This is a genomic window from Myxococcales bacterium, from assembly GCA_016720545.1.
In the GTDB taxonomy this organism is placed as follows: domain Bacteria; phylum Myxococcota_A; class Polyangia; order Polyangiales; family Polyangiaceae; genus JAAFHV01.
The window spans coordinates 436,916-461,479 of the sequence record JADKKK010000004.1 but is presented as its reverse complement, the minus strand read 5'-3'; the positions used below and the strand labels follow the sequence as shown (position 1 = coordinate 461,479).

20 protein-coding genes are annotated in these 24,564 nt (G+C 72.6%); 6 read left to right on the top strand and 14 right to left on the bottom strand.

The window, feature by feature from the left end; translation table 11 throughout:
* Positions 1-14: 14 nt before the first annotated feature.
* Positions 15-2,966 carry an alpha/beta fold hydrolase gene (locus IPQ09_11670; protein ID MBL0194863.1) on the bottom strand — a complete coding sequence of 984 codons (2,952 nt, stop codon included), beginning with the start codon at positions 2,964-2,966 and terminating at the stop codon, positions 15-17.
* A 147-nt stretch (positions 2,967-3,113) separates the two neighbouring features.
* Between IPQ09_11670 and IPQ09_11665 the strand changes: the two genes are divergently transcribed.
* Positions 3,114-5,027, top strand: coding sequence for an acyltransferase (locus IPQ09_11665; protein ID MBL0194862.1), 1,914 nt, complete (start codon positions 3,114-3,116; stop codon positions 5,025-5,027).
* A 160-nt stretch (positions 5,028-5,187) separates the two neighbouring features.
* Positions 5,188-5,619: an SRPBCC family protein gene (locus IPQ09_11660; GenBank protein ID MBL0194861.1), complete on the top strand. Its 432-nt coding sequence runs from the start codon at positions 5,188-5,190 to the stop codon at positions 5,617-5,619.
* Here IPQ09_11660 and IPQ09_11655 read toward each other — a convergent pair.
* On the bottom strand, positions 5,582-6,913 hold the full coding sequence (locus IPQ09_11655) for a glycosyltransferase (GenBank protein MBL0194860.1): 1,332 nt from the start codon (positions 6,911-6,913) through the stop codon (positions 5,582-5,584). The genes IPQ09_11660 and IPQ09_11655 overlap by 38 nt on opposite strands.
* Before the next feature lie 798 nt (positions 6,914-7,711).
* Here IPQ09_11655 and IPQ09_11650 point away from each other — a divergent pair.
* Positions 7,712-8,041 (top strand): hypothetical protein, encoded by a 330-nt coding sequence (locus IPQ09_11650; protein ID MBL0194859.1) that lies wholly within the window; start codon positions 7,712-7,714, stop codon positions 8,039-8,041.
* A 53-nt stretch (positions 8,042-8,094) separates the two neighbouring features.
* On the opposite strand, the gene IPQ09_11645 is transcribed toward IPQ09_11650, so the two are convergent.
* The 10 genes from IPQ09_11645 to IPQ09_11600 all read right to left on the bottom strand — a co-directional run bounded on the left by IPQ09_11645 (position 8,095) and on the right by IPQ09_11600 (position 17,683).
* The gene (locus IPQ09_11645; GenBank protein MBL0194858.1) at positions 8,095-8,934 is read right to left on the bottom strand and encodes a hypothetical protein; all 840 of its coding nucleotides are present in this window, start codon (positions 8,932-8,934) and stop codon (positions 8,095-8,097) included.
* The gene (locus IPQ09_11640) at positions 8,931-9,131 is read right to left on the bottom strand and encodes a hypothetical protein (GenBank protein ID MBL0194857.1); all 201 of its coding nucleotides are present in this window, start codon (positions 9,129-9,131) and stop codon (positions 8,931-8,933) included. The genes IPQ09_11645 and IPQ09_11640 overlap by 4 nt, the downstream gene beginning before the upstream one ends.
* Positions 9,132-9,306: 175 nt before the next feature.
* Positions 9,307-10,305 carry a PPC domain-containing protein gene (locus IPQ09_11635; protein MBL0194856.1) on the bottom strand — a complete coding sequence of 333 codons (999 nt, stop codon included), beginning with the start codon at positions 10,303-10,305 and terminating at the stop codon, positions 9,307-9,309.
* A gap of 120 nt (positions 10,306-10,425) precedes the next feature.
* Positions 10,426-11,349 carry a PrsW family intramembrane metalloprotease gene (locus IPQ09_11630; protein MBL0194855.1) on the bottom strand — a complete coding sequence of 308 codons (924 nt, stop codon included), beginning with the start codon at positions 11,347-11,349 and terminating at the stop codon, positions 10,426-10,428.
* A 154-nt stretch (positions 11,350-11,503) separates the two neighbouring features.
* Complete coding sequence (locus tag IPQ09_11625; protein MBL0194854.1) at positions 11,504-12,634, bottom strand: hypothetical protein; 1,131 nt, start codon at positions 12,632-12,634, stop codon at positions 11,504-11,506.
* Positions 12,631-13,443, bottom strand: a complete 813-nt coding sequence (locus IPQ09_11620) for a hypothetical protein (protein MBL0194853.1) — start codon at positions 13,441-13,443, stop codon at positions 12,631-12,633. Before IPQ09_11620 ends, IPQ09_11625 begins: the two co-directional genes overlap by 4 nt.
* A 624-nt stretch (positions 13,444-14,067) precedes the next feature.
* Entirely contained in the window at positions 14,068-15,462 is a 1,395-nt protein-coding gene (locus tag IPQ09_11615) for a hypothetical protein (protein ID MBL0194852.1), read from the bottom strand.
* Positions 15,463-15,507: 45 nt separating this feature from the next.
* The gene (locus tag IPQ09_11610; protein ID MBL0194851.1) at positions 15,508-15,645 is read right to left on the bottom strand and encodes a hypothetical protein; all 138 of its coding nucleotides are present in this window, start codon (positions 15,643-15,645) and stop codon (positions 15,508-15,510) included.
* On the bottom strand, positions 15,642-16,682 hold the full coding sequence (locus IPQ09_11605) for a hypothetical protein (GenBank protein MBL0194850.1): 1,041 nt from the start codon (positions 16,680-16,682) through the stop codon (positions 15,642-15,644). Before IPQ09_11605 ends, IPQ09_11610 begins: the two co-directional genes overlap by 4 nt.
* The gene (locus IPQ09_11600) at positions 16,679-17,683 is read right to left on the bottom strand and encodes a radical SAM protein (GenBank protein ID MBL0194849.1); all 1,005 of its coding nucleotides are present in this window, start codon (positions 17,681-17,683) and stop codon (positions 16,679-16,681) included. The genes IPQ09_11605 and IPQ09_11600 overlap by 4 nt, the downstream gene beginning before the upstream one ends.
* Positions 17,684-18,059: 376 nt before the next feature.
* Between IPQ09_11600 and IPQ09_11595 the strand changes: the two genes are divergently transcribed.
* From IPQ09_11595 to IPQ09_11585, 3 genes are all read left to right on the top strand, one after another.
* A complete protein-coding gene (locus tag IPQ09_11595) occupies positions 18,060-19,793 on the top strand; it encodes a dockerin (GenBank protein MBL0194848.1) in 1,734 nt (577 codons plus the stop codon).
* Positions 19,790-20,365 (top strand): OmpA family protein, encoded by a 576-nt coding sequence (locus IPQ09_11590; GenBank protein MBL0194847.1) that lies wholly within the window; start codon positions 19,790-19,792, stop codon positions 20,363-20,365. The genes IPQ09_11595 and IPQ09_11590 overlap by 4 nt, the downstream gene beginning before the upstream one ends.
* Positions 20,366-20,440: 75 nt before the next feature.
* Positions 20,441-21,121 carry a hypothetical protein gene (locus tag IPQ09_11585; protein ID MBL0194846.1) on the top strand — a complete coding sequence of 227 codons (681 nt, stop codon included), beginning with the start codon at positions 20,441-20,443 and terminating at the stop codon, positions 21,119-21,121.
* Positions 21,122-21,139: 18 nt separating this feature from the next.
* Here IPQ09_11585 and IPQ09_11580 read toward each other — a convergent pair whose 3' ends face one another.
* Both IPQ09_11580 and IPQ09_11575 read right to left on the bottom strand, forming a co-directional pair.
* Entirely contained in the window at positions 21,140-22,612 is a 1,473-nt protein-coding gene (locus IPQ09_11580) for an MCE family protein (protein ID MBL0194845.1), read from the bottom strand.
* 70 nt (positions 22,613-22,682) lie between these two features.
* Positions 22,683-24,518 carry a peptidoglycan DD-metalloendopeptidase family protein gene (locus IPQ09_11575; GenBank protein MBL0194844.1) on the bottom strand — a complete coding sequence of 612 codons (1,836 nt, stop codon included), beginning with the start codon at positions 24,516-24,518 and terminating at the stop codon, positions 22,683-22,685.
* Positions 24,519-24,564: the final 46 nt, after the last annotated feature.

Sequence of the window (24,564 nt, the reverse complement as noted above, 5' to 3'; positions counted from 1 at the left end):
CCCTCTCTCTCCCCTCACCCCTCGAGCGACACCGTCGACTCGAGCGGCACGGCGGGCTCGGGCGCGAGCTCGTACCCTGCGGAGCCGAGGCGGTAGAGCACCTGCGCCACGGAGGCCTCGAAGGCCACCGTGCGCCGCTTCGGTCGGTAGCCGTCCGTGAGGGGCATCCGCGGCACGTGCGCGATGACCCGCGGCCGCGCGTGTGCGGGGAGACGTGACATCGCCGCGTCGAGGCGCGCGCCGCCGAGCTCGGCCGACGAAACGAACGCGGCATGCACCACACGCTGCGCGCCGGCACCCTCGGCCGCGAACGCGCACGCCAGCTCGATCTCGGGCAGCGCGTAGAGCGCGTCCTCCACGGAGCGCAGCGACACGGCCCCGCCGTGGGTCGCCACGAAGCCGGCGCGCGAGTCGACGAACCACACGTCGCCGGCGCTGTCCTCGCGGACCACGTCGGAGCTGACGACCCACGGCTCGTTGCCGAACGCCGCGCGGACGACGTTCGCCTCGTCCCCGTGCTCCTCGGCGGGCTGCCGCATCGCGAGCAGGCCGGGCTCCCCGGACAGCGCGCGCACGAGGTGACCGTCGACGTCGCGGAGCAGCTCGCCGGTCGCGAGGTCGACCTTCACGACCGCGAGCTCGGCGCTCCCAGGCAGCGGCCGACCGACCGCGCCGAGCTTCTCGCCAGACGCGTTGGCGAGCACCGCGCGCTGCGTGGTGGAGGCGTAAAACTCGAGGACGCCGACGTTGAAGCGCTCCTCTAGCTTCTCCCACAGGTCGGGGCGCATGCCGCTGCCGGCGACCATGCGGACGGGCAGCGTGCGATCGCCCCGCTTCGGCGGAGTGTGCACCAGCGGTCGCAGCATCTCGCCCGCATAGAAGATGACCGTCGCGCCGTAGCGACGCACCTCGGAGAAGAAGGTCTCCGAGGAGAACGGCGCGCCGAGCGCGAGCCTCGCGCCCGCGACGAGCGCGGCGCCCACCGCGACCAGGATCGCGGCCGGGTGGTGCAGCGGGATGCACGAGTACACGGTATCGGCCGGCTTGAGCGTGCAGGCCGCGGCGGCCCCATGCGCGGAGAGGGCCCACCTGTGGAACGTCACCGGGGCGGCCCGCAGCTCGCCGCTGTCCGCGGGGCGGAGCAGGATGGCGCCCAGGTCGAGCGCGCGGCCCGCGTCGAGGCGCAGGTCGGCGGGGAGCGTCACCGCGGCCGGGTCGATGGCCTCCATGTCGACCGCGCGCGGATCGAACGCGCGGGGGGCGCCTCGCTCGGTCGCGCCGAGCACGAGCACCGACGACGCTCCTGCGGCCTTCAGGACGACGGGCAGGTTCCGAGGGTCGGCCGCGAAGTAGCGGCAGTCCGTGCGGGCTGCGGCGCGGCCCATCTCCACGGGCGAGGCGTCGGGCGGCGCGAGCACGGGCACCGCCCCGAGCCGGATGAGCGCCGTCGCCAGCGACAGGTAGCTCGGGCGCGACTCCATCACGACGAGCACGCGGTCGCCTGGGCGCACGCCCGAGTGGTAAAGACCCTTGACCACATGGGTGACCCGCGCGTCGGCCTGCTCGTAGGTGAACGCGCGATCGCGGAAGAGGAAGAAGGTGCCCTGCGGGCTCGCCTTCGCCGCCGCAGCGAGCCACTTCGACGGGTTCGTCACCGTGTCGGGGCGCACGTCCTCGAGCGCGCGCAGCTGAGGCTCCTGGTAGCGCACCCCGTCGAGCGCGTCCGCCGCGGAGGACGAGGCGTCGCCGATGCGGCGCCACAGGCGCTTCGCGGTCTTTGACAGGGCCGCGGCGAGCAGGTCGAGCTCGGCGTCCATCCCGCCTTCGCGCAGGGCCGGCTCGGTCTTCGCGGCGATGGCCCGCGGCGCCGGCCCCACACCCTCGCGGTGCGCGACCCACTCGGCCACCGTGGGCCACGAGACCAACATGGCCCGCGAGCCGACCACGAGGCCGAAGTGCCCCGCCTCGATCGACACGAACGTGACGCTCGCCTCCGGCGCCGCCTTCACGATGGCGCGGACGGCCTCTGCGCGCGCGATCTCGTCGTTCGTGCCCACGAAGCAGAGGATCGGGCACACGATGTCGGCCAGCGTGACGGTGCGGCCGTCGATGAGGAAGCCCCCGGAGATCATCCGGTTGTGGACGATGAACTCGTCGACGAAGTCACGGAGCGCCGGCCCCGGCCACGCGACGAAGCCCTCGCCGCCCAGAAAGCGACGGCGGGCCTCGCGTCGAACGAGCGCGTGCCGGTCGTGGAGCTTGGCGAGGAACTCGAAGCGTTGCTGGATCTCCTTCTTCGTGGAGAGGACCTTGAAGCCCGTGCTCGTGAGCTTGCCGGGCAGCGCGCCGATGCGGTCGACGATGCCCGTGAGCGCGGGCTCGATGAACTGCGCGAAGGCGGCCATCGCGTCGCCCCGCACCTGCGCGGGCAGGTTCTTGTGGATGTCGACGGGGCTGCCGAACGTGACGATGCTCCTGACGCCGCGGGAGCGGACGTAGGCGACCGCCTGGTACGCGAACATGCCGCCCTGCGAATAGCCCACGACGTGCGTGTCGCGTCCCTCGAGCTCGCGCACGCGCTCGATGCTCCGCGCGACGGCCTTCACGTGATCGGTGAGGTTGCGGAGCAGCCCGTCTGCGCTGCGCTCGGGTGCGCCGAAGTCGACGAGGTACGGCGTGATGCCCGCCCGTCCCAGGGCCGCCACGGCCGAGAGCTCGGCCTCGATGTCGTAGATCTCCGAGGCGACCATGAGCGGCGGAACGAGCAGCACGGAGGGCCCCGACGAGCCCTCGCCCGCGAGCGGGGTCCCGCGGCCGCTCGAGCGCGTCGCGTAGCGTCGGAGCTTGTGGTGGGCCCCCTCGTCGACGACGTCGTACGGCGCGCTGTACTCGGGCCCGAGCTTGCCGAGCCGAACGAGCTCGAGCGCGTTGCGGGTCGACCGAGTGAGGCGTGAGAGGACCGACATGGGAGCATGCTACCCCACCTTCCGCGGCGGCAACGCGACGCTTGCGTGACAGCCCGGCCTCGCGCGCGACTCGCACCGACGCTCGCCCCGCGGACAAGCGCCGCGATTTCGCGCCGCGCGGGCCCCGCATGGGGTAGGAACCTCGCCGTGGGAACGGCCAGCCCTGCCGCGAAGCACGGGGGCATCCCCCACGTCCCGGCGCTCGACGGCCTCCGCGGGGCGGCCGTGCTCGGGGTTCTGTTCTTCCACTCGCAGGGCGCGCTTCCCGGGGGTTACCTCGGGGTCGATCTGTTCTTCGTGCTCTCCGGGTACCTCATCACGAGCCTGCTCGTGGCCGAGCACGCGCGCACCGGGGCCGTCGCGCTCGGGCCCTTCTGGACGCGGCGGGCGAGGCGGCTCTTGCCCGCCGTGCTCGCGCTCATGCCCGGGATCGGCCTCTACTGCGCGCTCTGGGCCAAGCACGGCGAGCTCGCCGCGATCCGTCGCGACGCGCTCGCGACGCTGGGCTACGTCGCGAACTGGCGCGCGATCTTCGCGAACAAGAGCTACTGGGACCTGTTCGCGGCGCCCTCCCCGCTCGAGCACACCTGGAGCCTCGCGATCGAGGAGCAGTTCTACGTGTTGTGGCCGCTCGTGGCCTGGGTGGCGCTCCGGCGGTCGCGGCGCGCTCTGCTCACGCTGTCGCTCGCGCTCGCCGCGGTCTCGGTGGGGCTCATGGCGGCGTGGTACGCGCCCGCGCATACGGCGCGCGTTTACCTCGGCACCGACACCCGCGCGTCGGGCATGCTGCTCGGCGCGGCGCTCGCGTGCGTCCTCACCCCGGAGCGCCGGCTCGACGGCGCCCGTGGTCGCCTCCTCGATGTCGGGAGCCTGGCCGGGCTCGGCGTGCTCACGATCGCGTGGGCCCGCCTCGACGGTGAGAGCCCGTGGCTCTACCGGGGCGGCTTCCTGGCGTGCGAGCTCGCGTGCCTCGCGCTCATCGCGGCGGCCATCCTCCGCCCCGCGGGGCCGCTCGCCCGCGCCTTCTCGTTCGGTCCGCTGCGCGCGGTCGGCAACGTGAGCTACGGAGTGTACCTGTGGCACTGGCCGGTCTTCATCGTGCTCTCGCCCGAGCGCGTGCACCTGTCCACCCTCCCCCTCGGCGCGCTCCGCTTCGCGGTCTCGTTCGCCATCGCGGCGCTGTCGCTCCGCTTTCTCGAGAAGCCCATTCGCACTCGAGGCCTCACCTTCGGCAGCGCACGCGCGATCGTGCCCGCCGCGTTCGCCGCCTCCTTCCTGTCGGTCGCGATCCCCACGTGGACGCGGAGACCGGCTCCCCCTCCGCCGCGGCCGCCCGTGATCGCCGGCGCTCCGTATGCGAGCAAATACTCAGTTTCGATGCAGACGCTCCCGCCCGCGGCGGAGCTCGCGCCCGGGGCGCTCCGCGTCCTCACGCTCGGCGACTCGGTCGCGTCGTTCCTCGGGATAGCCCTCCGCCACCGCCAGGACGACGCTCGCGCGTTCGCCGCCGAGCGAGGCGTGGGGTCGTGCACGCTCTTCGCGACCGGCGCCCACGTCATCGCGGGGCGCGCGGTCGTCGAGTCGAGCTGCTCGTCGAGCTGGGTGGCCGACGTCGAGCGCCTGCGACCCGACGTCACGCTCATCATCATGGGCGGCGCGTTCCTCACGCAGGGCGTGTGCGATGGCGCGTTTGGAGCCGCCTACGAGGCGCGCCTCGGCACCCTCGTCGACGCCATGGGCCCCCGGGCGGGCCAGGTCGTCATCGCGCTCGTGCCGACCCCCGTGGGGCGATGGCGGCACAGCGACGTGCCCGAACGGGTGGTGTGCCTGAACGCGGCGCTCGCACGCTTCGCCGTGAGGCGCGGCCTGCCCACCCTCGACCTCATGAGCCACGTGTGCCCGACCAAGGAGTGCACGCTGCGGAGCCAAGGCGAGCTGGTGCGGCCCGACGGCCTCCATTTCGACGGCGTGGGCGCCGAGGAGACGGCCGCGTGGACGTGGACTGAGCTCTTCCGACTCACGGCCGCCGCCGCCCGCGACGCCGGACCTCGCCCCCGGTGAGAGGCTCGCTCGATGTGGCGCGCTGGCCCCCTCCCGAAGGCATGAGCCCTCGGCCCCGACCGCTCGGAGAGGCGCATCGGCGGGGCCCGGGGCGGGGCGGGCGCGGCGTGATCGGGCGGTTTTTCCAGCGCGCGACGCGCCGGTCTCCTAGACTCCGGGCATGCACACCGTCGACGTGCTCCAAGACTTCCCGCAGCCCATCTCCCAGGTCTTTCAAGACTTCCACGATCACGAGGAGCTCGGACGTGTCCTCCGCGCCCCGATGAAGCACCTCCGCGACGGCAGCGGAGAGGGCGGCAAGCACGGGGTGGGGTCCGTGCGCCGGGTCGGCCCCCCCGGCCCGCTCGCCTTCGAGGAGACGGTCGTCGCCTACGAGACCGACAAGCTCATCGAGTACCAAGTGACCCGCGGCTCGCCCATCAAGAACCACCTCGGGCGCATGGTGTTCAGCGAACGTCCGGGTGGCGGCGGATGCCGGCTCCATTACACCATCCAGTTCGAGGCGAAGGTCGAGGCGCTCGGCCCGACCATCCAGTGGGTGCTCGACCGCTCCATCAAGTCGGCGCTGGAGCGCTACGCCGCCCGACGCTGACCGGTCCACGCGCGCCGAGCTCGAGCGTGAGCGTGGGCCTCCGCGCGACGGCTACCCGCGCGCGGCGCGCTCGATCTCTTCTTGGATGATCTTCGCCTGCCGGTGCGCGGAGAAGTCGCGCTCGATACGGGCGCGGCCCGCCCGTCCGTGCAGCGTCGCGGAGCCCGGATCGCGGAAGTAGCGGAGCATCGCGTCGGCGAGCCCTGCACGTCGGGCGGCGCGCCCCCGCGACGAGCGTGCCAGTCTCCCCGGCGCGGAGCATCTCGGCCACGCCCCCGACGTCGAACGCGGCGACGGGCTTGCCCATGGCCATCGACTCGATGACGGCGCGGGGCAGCGGGTCGGCGTACACGCTCGGCACGATGGCCACGTCGAAGTCGGCCACGTACGGGCGCACGTCGGAGCGGAACCCGAGGAACGTGACGTGGCGCTGGAGCCCGAGGGCGCGAACGCGAGCGCGGCACTCCTCGAGGTGGTCGGGCGTGTAGTCCTCCGGCGTGTCGCCGATCACCGCGACGTGCACCCGCTCGCGCTCGTCGGCGGTCATGCGCGCGAGCGCGAGCTTCGACGCCGAGACGAGCTCCATGTAGCCCTTGCGGGGCAGAATGCGCCCCTGGCTCCCGAAGACGATCGTCCCCTCGGGGAGACCGAGCTCACGGCGCAGGACGGGCGCGGGGGCCGCCGCACCGAAGTCGTCGGGGTCGAGCGCGTTGTGCACCACGCGCACCTTCTCGGGGCAGTGCGGAAACAGGGCCGCGGAGGCGCCCGACACACACACGATGCGGCGCACGCCCATGGAGGCCGCGAGCCGGTCGTGGACCCCGGCGAGCGCCTTCGGCACGCTGGTGTACCGCACATGCCAGAGCGCGGGCACGCCGGAGAGCTTCGCGATGGCGCCGCCAAAGAAGTCGGCGTTCGTGCCATTGCAATAGAGCAGATCATACCGCCCACGGCGCAGGAGCGCGGCGAGGCGCCGAATCGCGCGCGCGCCGCGACCGACGTTGCCGACGAACCGCACGCCCTTCCGCAGCGGGTTCGCGTCGAAGTCGCTCCGCTCCATGGCCCGCGACCACGGCTCGACGGGGTTCTCCACCAGCGTGTCCTCGAAGAAGAGCTCGTCTGCTACCGGCTCGGCCGAACCCTCGTAGAGCTCCGAGAGCACACCCCGGCGGGGCAGCACGACGGCGCGATGGACGACGGCGGGGTCGAGGAACTTCAGGATGTAGTAGAGGCTGCGACCCGGCCCGCCGTTGCGGGACGTGTCGTTCAGGAAGAGCACGCGAAGCTTCACCATCGGGGCGCGGTACTTAGCACGCAGCGACCCTCGCCGGCTGCGCCGCGGGCCGCGCGGCTCGCCGCGCCGGCGGCCGCCGCCCCAAGAACGGCGCCCGAACCTCCGGCGTGTCGGCTACCGTGCGCCCGTGCTCGACACGGTGCTCCGCGCGAGGCTCTCCCCCAAGGAAGAGCGCGACTACGACGCGTTCGTCGCTGCGGCGAGCGACGGCGGCTTCGCGCAGCTCCGCGACTACGCCGAGCTCGCCACGAGCGATCGGCCCTTTCGCGCGGAGTATTTTCCTGGCGAAAGAGCGGCCGCGCGGGGGCGCGGTCGTCGGCGCGGCCCTCGTGCTGCGCTCGCGGCTCGGGCCGGCGCCGCTGCCGTTCGCGCAGGTCGAGCGTGGCCCCGTGGTGGGCGTTCCCTCCCGCCTCGGCGAGGTCCTCGTCGCGCTGCGACGGGCGCTCTTGCTCCGCGGGGTCGTGCGCCTCTCGGTCATGCCCTATTGGTCCGGGGCCGAACGCGCGCACGTCGAGGCGACGCTCGCGCGGCTCGGCTTCCGGGCGGTCGACGACGACGCTGGCGCGCACGTGCGGTCGGTGCGTATGCCGCTCGTGGGCACCGAGGCCGAGGTGCTCGGCGGGAGCGGGCGAAAGACTCTGCGCTACGAGCTGAAGCAGGCCGCGAAGGCGGGCGTCGTCAGCGCGCGTGCGCGGGGCGAGGAGGCCCGCGCGTTCGTCGCGCTGTCGCGCGAGACCATGGGCGCCCAGGGACGCGACGAGGCCGCCAAAGGCGACGCGTTCGGGCTCGCCTTGGCCCGTGTCACGGCGCGCTCCGAGCGCGCGTGCTTCGTCTCTCGCGACGGGCCTCTGGCGCGCGCTCGGCGCCGTGGTCGTCGCGCGGACGAACCGGCGCCTCACGCTCTTGCTCGGCGCGACCTCCACCGAGCGCCGGCCCTTCTCCAAAATGAGCCCGCCTCTCCTCGAGGCCATCCGGTGGGCGCGCGGCCACGGCGCGCTCGAGCTCGACCTCGGGGGCGTGCCGCGCGAGGGCGACACCGACGCCAAGCGCGCCGCGATCGCGGCGTTCAAGCACGGCTTCACGAAGGACACGATCGATCTCGTGCGCGAGCACGTGCGCTGGGGCTGACCGCTCGACGCGAGGACGTGGCCGCCCCCCACGTCTCGTTCGACCCCCCGCGCTCAATCCCCCGACGCCGCGTGCACACCTCGCCACCGCGCGAGCAGCGCTTGCCACTCGGGGGCCTCCGACTCGGGGAGCAGCGCGGCGATCGCGAGGCCGAGCTGGAGATCACGGAGCTCGGCGCGCGGCGCCCACGCGAGCGGAGCGCCGACGACCACGCGGAAGGCGCGCTCGGGTTCGCTCCACCACACGGCGACGGGCACCGTCGGCGCGGGGAGCCCGCCGAGCCACCTCCCAGCCCCCGGGCGAATGTCACCGAAAGCGCCGCGCGCGACCCCCTCGGGGAAGACGAGCACCGGCCTCGCCCCCGCCACGCGCCGGAACGCGCGGAGCTGCGCGAGACCCGCGGCGAGCGCCGCCTCCGCGCCGAGCGCCGGCAGCGCGAGCACCCGCGCCTCCCACGCGCGGAGGACCCGATCGGTCGTCGCGCGGAGGAGCCGCCGCCAGCGGGAGGGCGAAGCGCGAGGCGGCCTGCGGCCCACCACGAGACAGACCTCGTCCGCGAGCCGGGCGTCGGTCCGCGCGGGCTCTGCCGAGAGCACCGCCGCGGCGATGAGATCGACCGTGAGGTGAGCGTGGCCGTGGTTCAGCGCGAGCACGAAGGGCCCTCGCGCGGGCACGTGCTCCAAGCCGCTCGAGAGCACACCGCGCCCACCGAGGCGCTGCTCGAGCACCCGCGACAAGCGCCTGGCCCCGAGGGTCTCCACGGCGACGCGGGCCCAGAACCCCAGCGTGGCCCACAGCCCCCGCCGCGCCCCCACCGGGACGTCGGGCGGTCGAGGTGGGGCCGGCGCCTTGCGCGCAGAGTCGGCCGGTGGCGCCGCGGCCGTGGGCGTCACCGCGGCGGGATGTCGTGGAGATCGCGCCCTGTCACGTGGCGCGCGTCGGAGGGCCCGCGTGGGGGGCCTCCGGTCGACGACGAGTTCGAGCTCGCGCCAAAGCCGTTGGACACGGAGTTCGCCGACTCCGCGGACGCCGAAATCGAGAGCCCCTCGGTGAGCACCTCGCAGCTCGAGCTCAAGACCTCTTCCGCCATCGTCCCTCCCGCGTCTCGCCGACTGGCAAGAACACTAGCCTCCCCGCTCGGCGCGCAGCAAGGACCGCGCGTGTCGGCGAGCATGACTCCGTGACGCGAGCGCCGTCGCGCGGGTGTCGCGGCGACCTCGCCCGCGCCGGCGGCGCCAACTAGAACGAAACGATATACATCTGCTTTATCTGATGGCCGTAGTCGCGAGCGCCGGGCGCGGGCGTCTCGGTGACCGACATGCACGAGTCGCCGAAGGAGATGTGCACCGGGCGCCGCGGGCCCACTTCAGAGGGACCGCCAGAGCCGCCCGCGATGTTGCAGCGGTCCGCCCACTCCATCTGCGTGTCGCCCTGACCGTTCGCGCAAGGCCGAGCTCGGTCGACCAGTTCGCGTTTCGGTCAGTGGTCGAGCAGAGGTACGTGCTGCTGCCCTGCTGCGACATCGAGCTGCCGAGGGAGATCTCCACCTTCGCGCGACGCGACGGGTCGACCGACGTGACGCCGAAGTTCGTGCTCGCGCCCACGCCCCGCTCGTCTCGCTTCGTCCACGCCGTACAGACGCCGAACGAGTCGCAGTCGCGCTCGTAGCTGACCCGCACGACCGACTTGGCGTTCAGGGGTCCGGTGGTGGGGAACCGCGGCGTGCCGGTGCAGGTCGGGAGTGCCGGCGCCGGGGGAGCCGCGTCGACGGGCGCCGCGTCGGGGCCGGGGCCCGCGTCGACGGGCGGCGCGCCCGTCCCTGTGAACTGCACGCTGAAGGTCCCGTTGGCGAAGGCCGTGTCGCGGAACGCCACGTAGTAGGTGCCCGCGCTCGCGAGGGTCGCCTTCACGTGCGCGTCCTTGGTCGTCGAGCTCGCGTTGCCGTTGCTCTTCACCGTCGCGAACGAGGGCCCGAGGATGTACGCGTAGGGGTCCCCGCCGCTCGGCGAGCGCACCCAGAAGTCGACGACGTCGCCCTTCTGCGCGGTGAACGAGTACGCCCAGTACTTGGGTGCCGACGTGTACGAAGCCGTGAGCGTCTGGCCGGGCGCGATCGCGCCGATCACGCGGACCCGCGAGGCCGCGAGGTCGGACTCGATGTCGGCGGTCTCCTCTTCCTCCGGCGCTCCCTCGAACGCGCATGCCCCGAGGGCGGAGACGGAGAGCGGGAGGAGGGCGGCGACGAAGAGGGAGCGGAGGCGCATGGTTCGGTTCCTTGAGGCGGAGGTTCGCGGGGTCTCGCCGCCTGTTACGGACCCCGCCAGGATTCTTCCTCGCCTGTCCACCTTCTCTTTGGCCACGGCCCTGCGCGGGTCGCCCCGGGCTCAGTGGCTGATGAACACCCCCTGCCGGTTGGCCGTGGCGATCAGGAGCCGGAGGCGCGCCTCGCTCGCGTCGAGCTTGGCCCCCGTGTCGCCCCGGCGCCGCCGGCTCTTGATGAACGCGAGCTCGACCAGCGCGAGCTGCTTGTCGCGTCGCTTGCGCCACGTCGGGATGCCCTGCGTGAACAACACGACCGTGTTGCGCCAGCCGAGCGTGGCGTACGAGCTCACGAGCCGGAGCTCCGTCGGCTGGAGGAGATCGCCCACCTCACCGAGCAGCTCTCGAATCACGATGCGCCGATCGCGCGTCACGAGCACCCAGAGCAGCCCAAAGAAGGCGACATCGATGAGCCAAGAAACGATCAACATCACGAGGACGCCGCCCTCGCCCAGGAACGTCGGCAGGCCGTTGTGGACCGCGTGCATTCCCATCGCTGCCACGAACCCGAGGACCGGCCCGCAGACCTTCACCCACAGCTTCTTCGACTCCGCCGCGACGCCGAAGCCAAGCCCGGTGCACGCGGTGAAGGTGCAGTGCGAAAGCCCGAGGAGTACGGTACGGAGGAAGAGGAGCACCACGAAGCCGCCGAGGCCCTCGGTCGCGAACTGGCGCCCGACGTAGAGGATGTCCTCGGTGAGGGTGAAGCCGAGCCCCACCACGCCGCCGTAGATGGCCCCGGCGAGCGGACCGTCGAGGCGCTTCAGGCCGAGCAGGCTCATGAGCGCGATGAGCGCTACGCCGATGGCCTTGAAGCCCTCCTCGAAGACGGGGCGAGCACGGTCGCGCCGATCGCGTCGAGCCGCGGGTCCTTCTCGCTCATGCCGAGCCCGCGCTGGATGACGCCCTCGAAGAACGACGACGACGCCCCTCCGGCCGTGGTCGCGATGACCGCACCCCAGAGGAAGGCGAGCCCGATGAGCCACCACGGCTCGGGCTCGAACCTATCCACCCATCGGATGAAGAACAGATAGGTGAGCACGAACGGCGTCACGAAGAGGACGCCGAGGAGCAGCCCCGAGAGCATCGCGCTACTGTACCACGCGTACCACGCGTATCACGCGGCCCGCGCCGGGCGCGGAGCTACTCCGCGGCCGGCTTGGCGAGCGGACCGGGCGAGCCCGCGCCGGGAGCGAAGCCCGCCCCGATCGCCTCGCGGGCGTCGGTCGAGCGAGGCTCGGTGAAATAGAGGTACCCGGTCTCGCCCAGGTCGAGCAGCGCCGGCGCGCGCTCCTTGCCCTTGGCGGCGTAGACCGCCAGGGGCTGGCGCGCCAGCGGCCCCTCATGACCATAGCGCGCGGCGAACCCGATCGCCGTGGTGCCCGCCGTGGCCATGCCAGTGTAGAGTACACGCACATGCGCGCGCTTGGCGGTCGCGGGGGTCTCTCGCACGCTCACGCAGGGATCGGCGACCCCGACCTCGTCGAACGGCGGCTTCTCCCCTGGCGCGAGCGTCGCCGGATCGACCCGGGGGCTCGGCCCGAGCACCGGGTCGAGCGCCGGGGTCCGCGGATCGGCGTCGACGCGCGCGAAGGCCCGCGCCGAGAGGTCCGACACGGCCTCGCCGAGGGTGCCGCCGGACGAGTAGAAGAGATGCACCCGGCTCCCCTCCACGTAGGCGGTGGGCGACCCCGGCGCGCCACGCTCCCACGGGGCCGCGCCGCGAGCGTCGAGGGCGGGCGCGGGGTCTTTCACGAAAGGCTCGCCCGGCGAGGCGGCGCGCGCGAGCCCGACGCCCCCGGCGCCTGCGTAAAAGAGCCACACCTCGCCGCCCACGCGCAGCGCGAACGGCGAGGCGACCACCCCTCCCTCCCAGGGCTCGGTCGGCGCGAGCGCGAGCGTGAGGCCCGCCGCGCGCCCCGGCGCGGCGCCGCTGCCGGCGAAGGAGCGCCCGTCGGTCGCGTAGGTGCGCACGATGACCGGGCCCGTCGGCACGCCGCCTTCGCCCTTCCCCACCGCGCCGGCGAAGAGCCACACCCGCGGCTCGCGCGGATCGTCGCCAAGCACGGCCGGCTCGCGGTAGCCGCCCTCGCCGTCAAGGACGAACGGCGCGATCCCCGGCACCTCGCCAGCCGCCAGCCGGCGGAACGGCCCGACCCCCGCGGTGGGGAGACCGAGATCGCCCTGCCCGTCGGATCCGATGGTGGAGCAGGACGTCGCCAGGAGGCCGAGCGAGCCGGCGAGGCCGACGGCGAGCGCGATGTCTCGGGTCATCGCGCGCGCCCCCTCTGCACCGTCGCCGCCGTCGCCACGCGCGGCGCGGAGGTCGCCGCGGGGCGCGCGCCTCCCACCACGGGACCGTCGAACGTGGCCGTGAGGGTCGCGCCGAAGTTCCAGATGGTGCCTCCCGCGCGGAAATCGCCCACGAGATCGGCGGGGCTCGCCTTGAGGGTGTCGGCCTCGGGCAGGACGCTGAGCTGCGCGTGACCGTCGAGGGCGATGGAGCCCGGCATGAGCTCGCCGGGGTGCACGAGCACGAGGCCGAGCCCGAGCGACCCCGTGTGGCGATCGCGATCGATGTAGGACACCGACACGGTCTGCGCAGCGATGGGGCTCTTCTGGACCTCGTAGCCCGCGCGAACGAGGCCCCGCAGCCAGCCGCGATCGAGCGCGCGCCACTCGACGCCGAGGTGCGGCACGAGGCGATCGCTGAGGCGGAGCGGCACGACCTTCAGCGGCGCCGGCGTCTCGGGCGGCGAGATGCTCGCGGGCCATCCGCCCTTCGGCGGAGGAATGTCGAGGCCGACGTCGAGCTTCGCCACCGGCGCGACGTAAGCGCTCCACTCGAGCCAGGTGAAGTCGGCGTTCACGCGGACGGCGTCGCTGAGGGCCCACGAGCCGCCGAGCACCACCTGCCGCGGCAGGTAGTTGTTCACGCTCGAGGTCGCGAGGTCGTAGCGCGCCGTCGTGAGGCCGGAGATGTCGCCCTGGAGGTGCGCGGTGAGGTCGAGGCCGAGCTGAAACTCGTGCCGATAGACCGCCGCCAGGGCGATGCGGTCGGTGAGGGGCGACGCGCGCGCCAACGATCGGGTAACGCACGGCGGTGAGGTCGGCGTCGACCTCGTGCCGCAGCTGACTCTGCGAGGGCGCGAAGATGTTCGCCGACCCGGTGATGTCGAGGCGCCCTCGGGTAGACGACATGAACGACAGACCGCCGCCGATCTCGAGCCAGTCGGTGACCGCCACCGCGAGGTTCGTCGCGAGCGTCAGGCGCTGGTTGCGGTTGTCGTACAGCTCCCAGCGGGGCTGCTCTTGGCGGAACGCGCGCACGCGCGAGATGCGATCGTCCGGGAGGTGCGCGCCGAGACCGAACGCGAACTTCAGGCCGAAGAGCTCGCCGGGCGCCACGAGCCCGAGCACGAGCCCCTTCACGGGGTCGACCTCGTTGTCGACGCCGTTGGTGGAGAGGTGGTGCGAGGCTCGAAAATAGCCAATCGAGAGCTCGAGCCCCTCCGCGCGCGCGAGGCCCGCGGGGTTGTAATAGTTGGCCGAGGCGTCATGCACGTCGGCCGCCACGGCGCCGCCCAGCGCGGTGCTGCGCGACCCAAACCCGAACGTGTCGTGGGGGTTCGCGCGCGCGGCGCCGGGCCACGCGGCGACGAGCGCGGCGAGCGCGGCGAGCGCGGACCACGAGGCGTAGCGCGCGCTCAAAACCGCACCCCCGCGAGGAGACCGTACACGTGGACGCGACCGGTCACCTTGGTGCGCTCGGCGCTCCCGTCGCCGAGGTCGCTCGTCATGGTGCGCGGCATCAGGAAATGAAGCTGCGTGTACATGTCGAGATCGATCGGTGGCAGCGGCCCCTTCAGCGAGAGCCCGAGCCCGAGCGTGCCCGCGAGCCGCGCGGCGTCGTAGTAGCGGGTGGGCACCGGGCCGGTGGTGCGGTCGGCGAACCGGAACGCGTCCGAAGAGGGGAGCGTCGACGGCAGCGGGCTCCCCTCGAAGAACGCGCCCGCGCGAAGGTGGCCCACGGCAGAAGGTGCAATATGCACCTTTTCGTCGAGGCCCGCGCGCACGACCAGGGTGTTCGAGTAGCCGACCACCGCGGGCACCAGCGCGCCGCACCCCTCTTCGCCCGGCGGGCACGAGATCGTGGGCTCGATGGGGCCTTTGTAGCGGCTCCACAGCTTGTAGGTCGCGCCGAACGCCACCGTGCGCGCGTCGCTCTCGTGCGCCACCTCGAGGGCGATCTGCGAGGGGTCGTACTGCGCGAGCCCGGAGATGTTGAACACGGGGATGTTGAGCGACGAGAGCTTCGTCGCGTCGATGGTGATGGCGAAGCGCGCGTCGAGGGTGCCGCGGAACGTGAGCCCGACCCGCCCGCCGCGCCAGAAGGGCAGATCGTACGTGGCGCCCACGGTGGGCGCGTACGTCGTGACGAGCTGGTCCTCCACGCGGGTGCCCACGCGGCCCGACGAGTCGGTCGCCACGAGCACATCGCCCACGATCTCCGCGAGGGCCGCGAAGCCCGCGCCCACGCGCAGCCCGTGGCTGAGATCGACCCCGAGCCCGCCGCGCACCGTCAGCGACTGCGCGCGCTCGCCCAGCAGCGGAAACTGCGGCTTCTCCGGGTAGAGCAGCCGCCCACGGACGATGATGTCGGAGGGCGTGTAGAACGCGAGCCCGACGCCCAAACGATCCTTCAGAACGCCGCCGAAGGGCAGCGGGAGATCGACGCCGATGAACACCCCGCGCGCCGCCGCGGTGCCTCGCGCTTGACGCTCGCCACCTTCGGCCTGGGTCGCGAGGCCGAACGCCGCGCCGCCGTAGCCGAGCGTGAGCTTGCGCTCGCGCAGGCGCGACAGCAGCGCCGGGTTCGCCCACGCCGCCTCGAAGCCCCGGGCCGAGGCCGCGCCTGTGCCGCCCATCGCCGAGCTGTGGGGTCCGTAGCCGAAGAGATCCTCGGGCGACGCGTGACCTTCGCGCGCAACGAGGGTCGCGGCGATGGCCACGCCGAGCGTGAGCGCGGACCGCGCGCCCCGCCGGACTCGCGCGCTCGCCACAGGCCGGCTCCCCCAGATCGTCACTCGCTCACACTTCACGAATCGAGCGGCAGTGACAAGGCGTTTCACGCTGCGCGGTCACCCTCACGGATCGGTGAACGTGGGCCCGCCCTCGGCCCCTCGCCCGACGACGAACTTCCTTCCCACCGCGAAGCGCGCGAGCTCCTCCGGCGTCTTGGGTGTGAAGACGAGCTCGGAGCCGAAGTTGTCGACGAGCTTCACCTCGAAGGTCTCGCTGCGCTCCTCGCGCAGCTCCGCGGGCCCCGCGTCCGCGAGCGGCGCGATCTGCGCCACCGGCCACGCGAGCGGCTCGTCGGCCTTCCCCTGCCGCGTGGTGCGGAAGACCGGCACCCACGCCCACGTGCGAAACGCGACCTGCGGCGCGTAGCGGGGCTCCTGACGGAACTTCTGGACCTGGCGTGTCCTTCGGTCTTCCCGGGTCTTCGGCACCTCGTCTTCGTCACGTCGCAGTACTTCGTCGAGCTCTCGCCGCCGCCGGTACACACGTCCTTGCAGGTCGCGAACCCATTCTTGTTGGGCGTGCAGCTCTTCGTGCACGACCGCGGCGTGCTCGTGCAGGTCTTCCCGCACGCTTGGCGTTCCCTGTAGGTCTCGCTCCGCGTGCCGTCTGGCACGGTCACCGTGTAGGCCTCGGTCTCGAACCGATCGAAGATCTGGTCGTGGTGGTGCACGCCGACGCCGGCGTCGGCGAGCTCGACCGCGTCGGTCGGCACGGCGTCGGTGAACGCCGTACGCGGCACGAGCTCGCGCCGCTCGACGCTGAGGCTGCGGGTCCAGGTCGCCTCTTTCACCACCGCCGTGTGGGGCTTCGCGACCGCGAACACCATGAACACGGCCACGAGCGCGACAGGCAGCCCCACGAGCGCGAGCGCGACCAGCGCGATCACGCCGAACGGCCCGAGGCGGCGGCGCGTCGTCAGCTGAGGAGCCGCGGGGGCGGCGGCCTCCACGCCTTGCCCCGCGCCGCGCTTCGCGCCCGCTCCGCAGCGGCCACAGGAGCCGTCGAGGGCGCGCTGGTCGCTCTCGCAATACGCGCAGCGCCAGTTCTCCCCGCCGTGCGCGAGCCGCAGCAGCGCCGGGTCGGTGACCTGCGCCGCCTCGCTGACGTCGCCAGGCATCACGTAGGGCTCGCGATCGTCTTTCGGATCGCCGCACCCTTGGCACACCATGTGGCGACCCAGGTTCTCCGCGCCGCAGGCCGAGCACCGCCAGCGCATCTCGACCTGATACTCGCTCACCCGGGCTCCCCGTCCACCACGCCCGCGGGGTCGCCGCGCCCGGCGAGCTGCCCGCACGCCGCGCCCACGTCACCGCCGCCGCTGTAGCGCTTGTGCGTAAACACGCCGAGCTCCCGCAGCACGGCGCGGAACGCGTCCTCCGCGGCGTCCGAGCTGCGGGTGAAGGGATCGTCGACCGAAGCGATCGCGTTGTACGGGATGATCGAGAGGCGCGGGCGCCGGCCCGTCCGCGCGGCGAAGGCGTGGACGAGGGCCGCGAGCGCGCGGGCGTCGTCGGCCGTGTCGTTCTTGCCGGCGAGGAGCGTGACGGCGAAGAGCGGCGAGAGGCCCGTGGTCTCGGCGTGGAACGCGGCCGCCTCGACGGCGACCTCCAGGGCGTGGGCGGCGTCGATCGGCATGAGGCTCCGGCGCACCGTCGGCCGCGCGCTCGCGAGAGACAGGCCGAGGCGCACCTTGGGCGCCTCGAGCGCGAGGCGCCGTATCCCCGCCGGGAGCCCCGACGTGCACACGGTGATCGCGCGAGCGTCGACCGCGAGGCCGGAGGGCTCGGTGAGCACCCGGATCGCCTCGAGCACGCGCTCGGCGTTCGAGAGCGGCTCCCCCATGCCCTGAAACACGACCCCGTGGACGCGCCCGCCCGGCGGCAGATGCCCCCTAACAATACGTACTTGTTCTACTATTTCCCACACGTCGAGGTTGCGCTGCAGACCCAGGCGGCCGGTCGCGCAGAACGCGCACGCGAGGGCGCAGCCGACCTGGGAGCTCACGCAGACCGAGAAGCGACCTGGGCGCTCGAGCGGGATGCGCACGGCCTCGACGCGCTCACCGTCGGCGGTCTCGAGCAGGTACTTCACGAACGGATCGACCGCGCTCGCCCGCTCCGCGAGGAGCCCCAGCGTGGGCACGTGGCCTCGCGCACGGACCGCCTCGAGCGCGGCGCGACGCACCTGCTCGACCGGCCGCGCGAGCGCGGCGCCGCCGTGGCGGACCACGGTCGACATCACCTTGCGGGCCTCCGCGAGGGTGAGCTCGGGGAACTGCGCCACGAGGCCTTCGGGGGTGAGTCCCTGGAGCGCGTGCACGACGCCACGGTAACACTCCTGCGAGAGGTTCCCTCTCGCTACGCGGTTCGCTACGCGAACGGCAGTCGTGCTAGCCCTGTCTCGTAGGGGGCGCGGCGCCCCCTGTCGGCCACAAAAGCTGGCCGATTCACCCCTCCGGCTTGTCCGCTCCCGCGGCCGACGAGCACCACCGCGAGAGCAAGCCCTCGCAGCAGTGCGAAAGCACCGCCCACGTCGGATGCGCGGCGATTTCGTCGGAGCCGCCGCGGTTCTCCCGGAATGTCACCTCCTTGCGCGCGGGTGCTAGACTTGAGCCGTGCGCGCCTACTCCTCCCGCCTCGCCTCCCGCCTCCTCACGCGTTCCGCCCCGTTCGCCGCGCTCGCGCTGCTCGCGGCCGCGTGCGGATTGACCTTCGAGGGTCTCGACACACCAGCCGCGTTGCCCGACGCGACGGCCGACGCCCCTGTCCCGGCGGACGCCTCGCGCGACACCGCCACGGCCGACGCGACCCCCGCCGACGCGGGCGACGCGGGCGACGCGGGCGACGCGGGCGACGCGGGCGACGCGGGCGACGCGGGCGACGCGGGCGACGCGGGCGACGCGACCGTGGTTCCGTCGTGGGAATTCGACTGGACGGCCATCGTCGGCACCGGCCAGAGCCTCTCGGTCGGCTCGCAGGGGCTCCCGGTGCTGTCCACGGTGCCGTCGTTCAACAACCTGAAGCTCGACGACACCGGGCCGGATCCCCGCTTCTCCGACGCCACCAACCTCGCGCTCGTCCCCCTCAGCGAGCCCATCCGACCGTATCCGTTCCCCGCGAGCTACACCGCCGGCGTCTACCCCGCGAACATTCGGGGCGAGACACCGCACACCGCGATGGCCTCGCAGATCACGACCCTCGCGAGGGCGCGCGGCATGCTCGACCTCGCGACCCTCCACTCGGTCGTCGGCTCCGGGGGCAAGGCAATGAGCTTCATCGCGAAGGGCGGCACCGGCAACTCGTACGAACGGACGCTCTACGAGGGCGCCGCCTTCAAGACCTTCGCCACGACCGCGGCGAAGCGCCTCGGCTACGGCGCGGTCATCCTCACGCACGGTGAAGCCGACGCGATCGTGACCAGCTACGAGGCCTCCCTCATCACCCTCGCGACGAACTACGACGCCGATCTTCGCGCAATCACCGGGCAGGCGCGCGCCGTGCCGATGTTCGTCTCACAGCAGCACTCCATCCCGCGCCGCGGCGAGCCAACCCTGCGCTCCGCGTCCACGCTCGCTGCCTGGACCGCGAGCCGCGTCGCGCCGGGCAAGGTCGTGTGCCTCGGCCCGAAGTACCAATACAGCTACGTTTCGGACCGCGTGCACTTCGACGCCTTCAGCTACCGCCGGCTCGGCATCAAGCACGGGCAGGCGTTCTTTCAGCACTCGGTCCTCGGCAAGCCGTGGAAGCCGCTCGAGCCGACCAGCGTGACGCGCACCGGCCGCGTGCTCCGCGTCGCGTTCCACGTCCCGACGCCGCCGCTCGTGTGGGACGCCGCGCTGCCCACCCCGCACCCCGAGGCGGGAAACCCGTGGGGCCCCGGCAAGGGGTTCGAGGCCGAAGACTCGAACGGCCCGCTCGCCATCGAGAGCGTCGCGATCGTGGGAGACGCCGTCGACATCACGCTCACCGATCCGCCGACCGGCACCGATCTCGTCGTCCGCTACGCGATGACCCAAGACACCACCGGCCCGAACGGGGCCCGCGCGGGCGAGGCCGACGGCCGCATGGGGCTGCTCCGCGACTCCGACCCCTTCGTGGGCATCGACGACGAGGAGCTCACCGTGTCCGCGGTCGCCGGCAGCCCCACCCTCACCGGCGATTTCTCGCGCCATGGCCGCTATGAGCTCGTGACCGGTGCGGGCTTGACCGGCGAGAGGGCGCTGATCGCGCGCAGCGCGACGAGCGCCACGCTCTCCGGGCCGTGGACCGGGGTGACCGGCGTCGTGAAGGTGCGCGTCCACTCCAACCAGCACAACTACTCGGTGGCGTTCGAGCTGCCGGTTCCGTGAGCCGTCGCATGCACGCCATCCCCACCATCCGTACCGCGTTCTCGCTGCTGGCCGCGGCTCTGCCGCTCGTCGCCCTCGGGTGCCAAGACCCGGTGCTGCTCCCGCCCAAGGACCAGTCCTCGGTCACCGCGCCCGCGCCGCCCAAGCCCGCGGAGAGGCCGAAGCTGCCTACCGAGGCTCCAAACTCGCCCACCGCGAGCGCCGTCCGAATTTCACCCGAAATCATCAAGACTTGCGGCATCAACGACACCGACGCTCACTTCGCGTTCGACTCGGCGGACCTCCGCCCGGGCGAGCAGCGGGGGCTCGACGCGGTCGCCGCGTGCTTCACCGCCGGCCCGCTGAAGGGGCGCACCCTCCGGATCGTGGGTCACGCCGATCCGCGCGGGAGCGCCGAGTACAACGTGGTGCTCGGCCAGTCCCGCGCGGACGCGGTGTCCGCGTACATCGTGGGCAAGGGGCTCGATCGCGCGAAGGCGCAGTCGTCGAGCCGCGGCGAGATGGACGCGGCCGGCACCGACGAGCCCAGCTGGGCTCAGGATCGCCGCGTCGACCTCCTCCTGGCGCCGTGACCCGCGTGAGGTGATCGCCCCTCTCGGGGCGCAGTGCAGGTTCCCGCGGCGGGGCGCGCCCTGTATCCTGTGGGCATGACACTCCGTCACATCGCGTGCGCCTGGGCGCTAGCGCTCCTCGCGTCCCCGCTCGGCTGCGCCGATCTGACCGTCGGCCCCTCGGCACCCCAGCCGAACATCCTCGTGCCGCAGAAGCTCGCGCCCGCGAGCCTCGCGCTTGGGCCCGCCATCAAGGACGAGTTCCTCATCCCGGCGACTCGCTCGGTGAGCGAGGTGCCGGTGCAGAGCTGGCGGCAGACCCTCACGACCGGCTTCCGCAACGCCTTTCCCGCAGCGCGAGGTGAGCCAGGGCGCAAGCTCGAGCTCATCGAGGCCGAGCTGTCGTTCGGGCCGGCGGCGGTCTCCCCGCAGATGTTCGACCGCACGACCGCTGTATACGGCACCATCCGCTTCAAGGCGCGCCTGCTGTCGGCGTCGGGGGAGGAAGAGGCGGCGATCGCCGGCACCGTGCACTCTCGCGAAGCCAACGTCTCGGCCACCACGGAGGGCATGACCGAGAGCGCGATGAAGGTCGTCGAGGCCCTGTTCGAGCGCCTCGCGACGGACCTCATTTCGCGGCCGCCGCCCGCTCCCGCTCCGGCGCCCCCCGCCACTACGCCGACGCCCGCCCTCGCGCCGGCTGCGGCCACCGCTCCGCCCGCGCCGCCGCCCGCGAGCGCGCTGCCGCCGATGCCGGCCCCCGCGCCGACGCCCTAGCGGCGCTGGCGCGCGCGGTCATGGGCGCACGCCGCCCGCGAACGGAAGAATGGTCTTCAGATCTTCGTCGGTGAAGCGGAGCTGCAAGCCCATGAAGAAATCGCGGCGCTGCTCGAGCAGGATGTGGTCGACGCCCCCGAGCAGCCAGAAGTGATCCAGGAACTGCCACGCGGCATACACGCGGTAGCGCGGGATCGCTTCTTCGCCGAAGCCGAACACGTCCTGGACGATCTCGAGGCGGTTGCGGAAGAGCGTGGTGTCCCAGCCGAGGCCACCGGACGACTCCTTGATGCCGAAGCGACCGGTGAACGGACCGAGCCGCTTCGCGAACTGGACGGTGAATCGCAGCGACGACTGCGTGGTGGTGGTGACCGTGCGCGAGTGCGGCGGCTTGTTCGGATCGGTGGAGTCGACGTCCTCCTGCTTGTAGCTCGTGATGCCGCGCGGATCGTTGATGAGCTCGATCAGGTAGTACTTGTCCTCGCGCGGATAGAGCCGGAGCTCCACGTAGCTCTTCACCGTGCTCGACAAGTAGTTGTAGTCCGACCGCAGACCCACGACGGTCTGCAGCCTACGGAGGCTGTCGACGTAGTCGTTCACGCCCTCGGCGACCCCCTGCACCTCGTTGATGAGCGCCTCGTCTTTCGAGAGACGCCCGAGCGTGCCCTCGCCGCGATCCATGCGACCCGCGATGTTGTCGGCGTGCGCGAGCGTGCTCTCGAGGCTCTTGGAGGCGCGGTTGATGCGCTCGATGGTCTGGCGCAGCTCGCCGCTCTCGGTGCCCTCGGCCCCAGCGCCGGTCTTCGCGAGCATCACCTTCACGTCCTCGGTGATGATGCGGACGTTCTCGAGGATGGCGTCGACCTTCGGAGCGCCGCGCGACGTGATGCGGTCGACGTTGTCGATCGTGTGCCGGATGCCCGCGCGGTTCTCTCGCACCGCGAGATCGAGCTGCTCGGTCGCGTCGGCGACGTTTCGCAGAATGTCCTTGATTTGCTGGCCGCCACGGTCGGTGCCGACCGACTCGGCGAGCTGATGGGACACCTTCTTGATGTCGTCGGCGATCGACGAGAGCTGCTCCTTGAGGTTGTCGAAGCTCTTCGGCTCCGGCAGCGTCGCGATCTCGTCGCCGTCCTTCTTCTTGGGCTCCCCCACACCGGGAGTGAGGACGACGATGTTCTCGCCGAGGAGGCTCGCCGAGCGGACGCCGAGGGTGGCCGACGAGTTCAGCGCCACGTCTGCCGCGAGGCGCACGTCGACGCGCGCGCGGCCCTGCTCGAGCGAGATCTTCTGGATGCTCCCCACCGGGATGCCCGCGATGGTCACCCGCGAGTGCGGCGCGAGGCCCGACGCGTCGTTGAGGTAGGCGTGCACGGTGTACCCCGTGCCGTCGCCCACCTCTTTCTTCACGGTGCGGTAAACGAGGAGCCCGCCGGCCGCGGAGATGAGCAGGAACGCGCCGACCTTGGCGCCTTGCGTGAGCGTGGCCATGCTGCCTTACTGCGCACCCTAGCGGAAAACGGCGCAGCCCCAGCACCAAACGTTCAGGGCCCGACGCCCCTCACGGCGCCTTGTCCCCTGGAATGCCCGCGTCGCCGGCGTCGTCGGGAGCCTCCTCGAACACCTCCTCGTCGCGCGCTCCGGCGTCGGCGACCGCGTTCGCGACCGGGAGCGAGACGGCGTCCAGATCCCGATCGAGGCGCGCGCGCGCCGAGGAGAACGCCCCGCGCTCGGAGGGCGGGAGCACCCGCACGCCGTCCATCTTGAGCGACATGGGGTCGACGAACTGCCCCGCTTTCTTCAACGCGAAATGGAGGTGCGGCCCGGTCACCCGACCGGTGGCGCCCACATAACCGACGAGCTGGCGCGTGTCGACGTGCTGCCCCGCGTGCAGACCCCCGGCGAAGCGAGAGAGGTGGCAATACGACGTCGTGAGTCCGCCGGGATGCTCGATCTGCACCATGTTGCCGCACGGCCCGCCGTTGCCCGCGGTGACCACAGTGCCGCCCGACGCGGCGTACACCTTCGCGCCGGTGGGAGCCGCGAAGTCGATGCCGTTGTGGGGCATGACCACGTGGAGCACCGGGTGCATCCTCTTCGGGTTGAATCGTGAGGAGATACGGGCACCTGGCACAGGTGATCGCCACCCCCCGTGGTAAGGCTGGTGCCCCTTGCCGTCGTAGAAGCCCGCCGGCCTCTTCTTGCGCCGCCGCCCCTTGGCCTCATGGCCGTCCTCGTCGTCGTCGTCCCCGGCGAACCGGTAGACGCGGAGCGCGGCCCCGGCCGGAGGGTGCACGTCGACGGCGTCGACATGCGCATAGCGCGAGAAGGCGCCCTCCACGCGCACCTCCGTCGCGACGAGCCGCACGCGCGTCCCCGCGCGCAACGCCGCGAGCTCGAAGTGCCCGTCGAGCGCGTCGTCGAGGCGCTTCAGGAGGTCCTCGTCGAGCCCCGCCTTCTTCACCGCGTCGTGGAGCTCGGTCTCCACCGAGAAGGACGCCGCGATCTTCCTGCGCTCCACGGCGAGGTCGAGCTTCGCGACCACCAGCGGCCCGCTGCCAGGGCCTTCGGCGCCGTCGCTCGGCCTCGCCTGCCACACGTCGAACGCGGCCGTGGTCAGCTCGAAGCCGAGGAGCCGCCCCTTGGCCTTGTCGAGCGCGAAGGCGAAGGTGTCCTTGGGCCGGAATCGATCGAGCTTGCGCTTCCCCTCGAAGGCCTTGAGCAGGCGGTGGATCTCGTGGGTCGGCAGCCCGGCCTTGGCGAGCGCGCCCGAGAGCGTGCGCTTGCCCACCGGAGCCTCCACGAACGTGACCGTCGCGTCGTCCTTGAGCGTGCTCACCCGCCAGGTCGCGGCGGAGGACGCCGGCGCGACCGGGTCCTTCGGACCGGGCAGCGCGTTCCCGGTCGCCACGGCGCCGCCTGCATCGGCGGGCTCGACCTCACCCCCGTCGACCAGTCCCTCGGTGGCGACCGCGGCGTCGGCGGGCACCGCCGGCCGGCGAACCCGCGCCGCCAGCGTGAGCGACAGCGCCACGGCGACGGCGGCGACGAACGCCAGGAGGCGGCCCATGGGGAGGCCGCCGCCGAGCCCGGCGGGCACCAGAGGGAGCTCGGTCTCGGGGACCTCGGGGGATCCCCCGGGCGAGCTTGGGGCCTCAGGCGATCCCTCGGGAGCTCCCTCGGCCTCGGCCGGCGAACCGCCCTCCCCCCGCACGGGCGCGGGCGCGCCCTCTTCCTTGCCGCGCGGCGGCGCGCCACCGTCTCCGCCGGCAATGCCCACTTCATCGCCGCGGGGGGGCTCGACGTCGACCGCGCCGTCCGCCGAGAGCTGAGCCGGCTCGACCGGAGGCAACGCCGTCGCGCCGGGCACCTCGCTCCCCTCGTCCGAGGCGGTCATCGGCGGGCCTTCGCCACCGCATCGGCGCGTCGGAGCCGATCTTCTT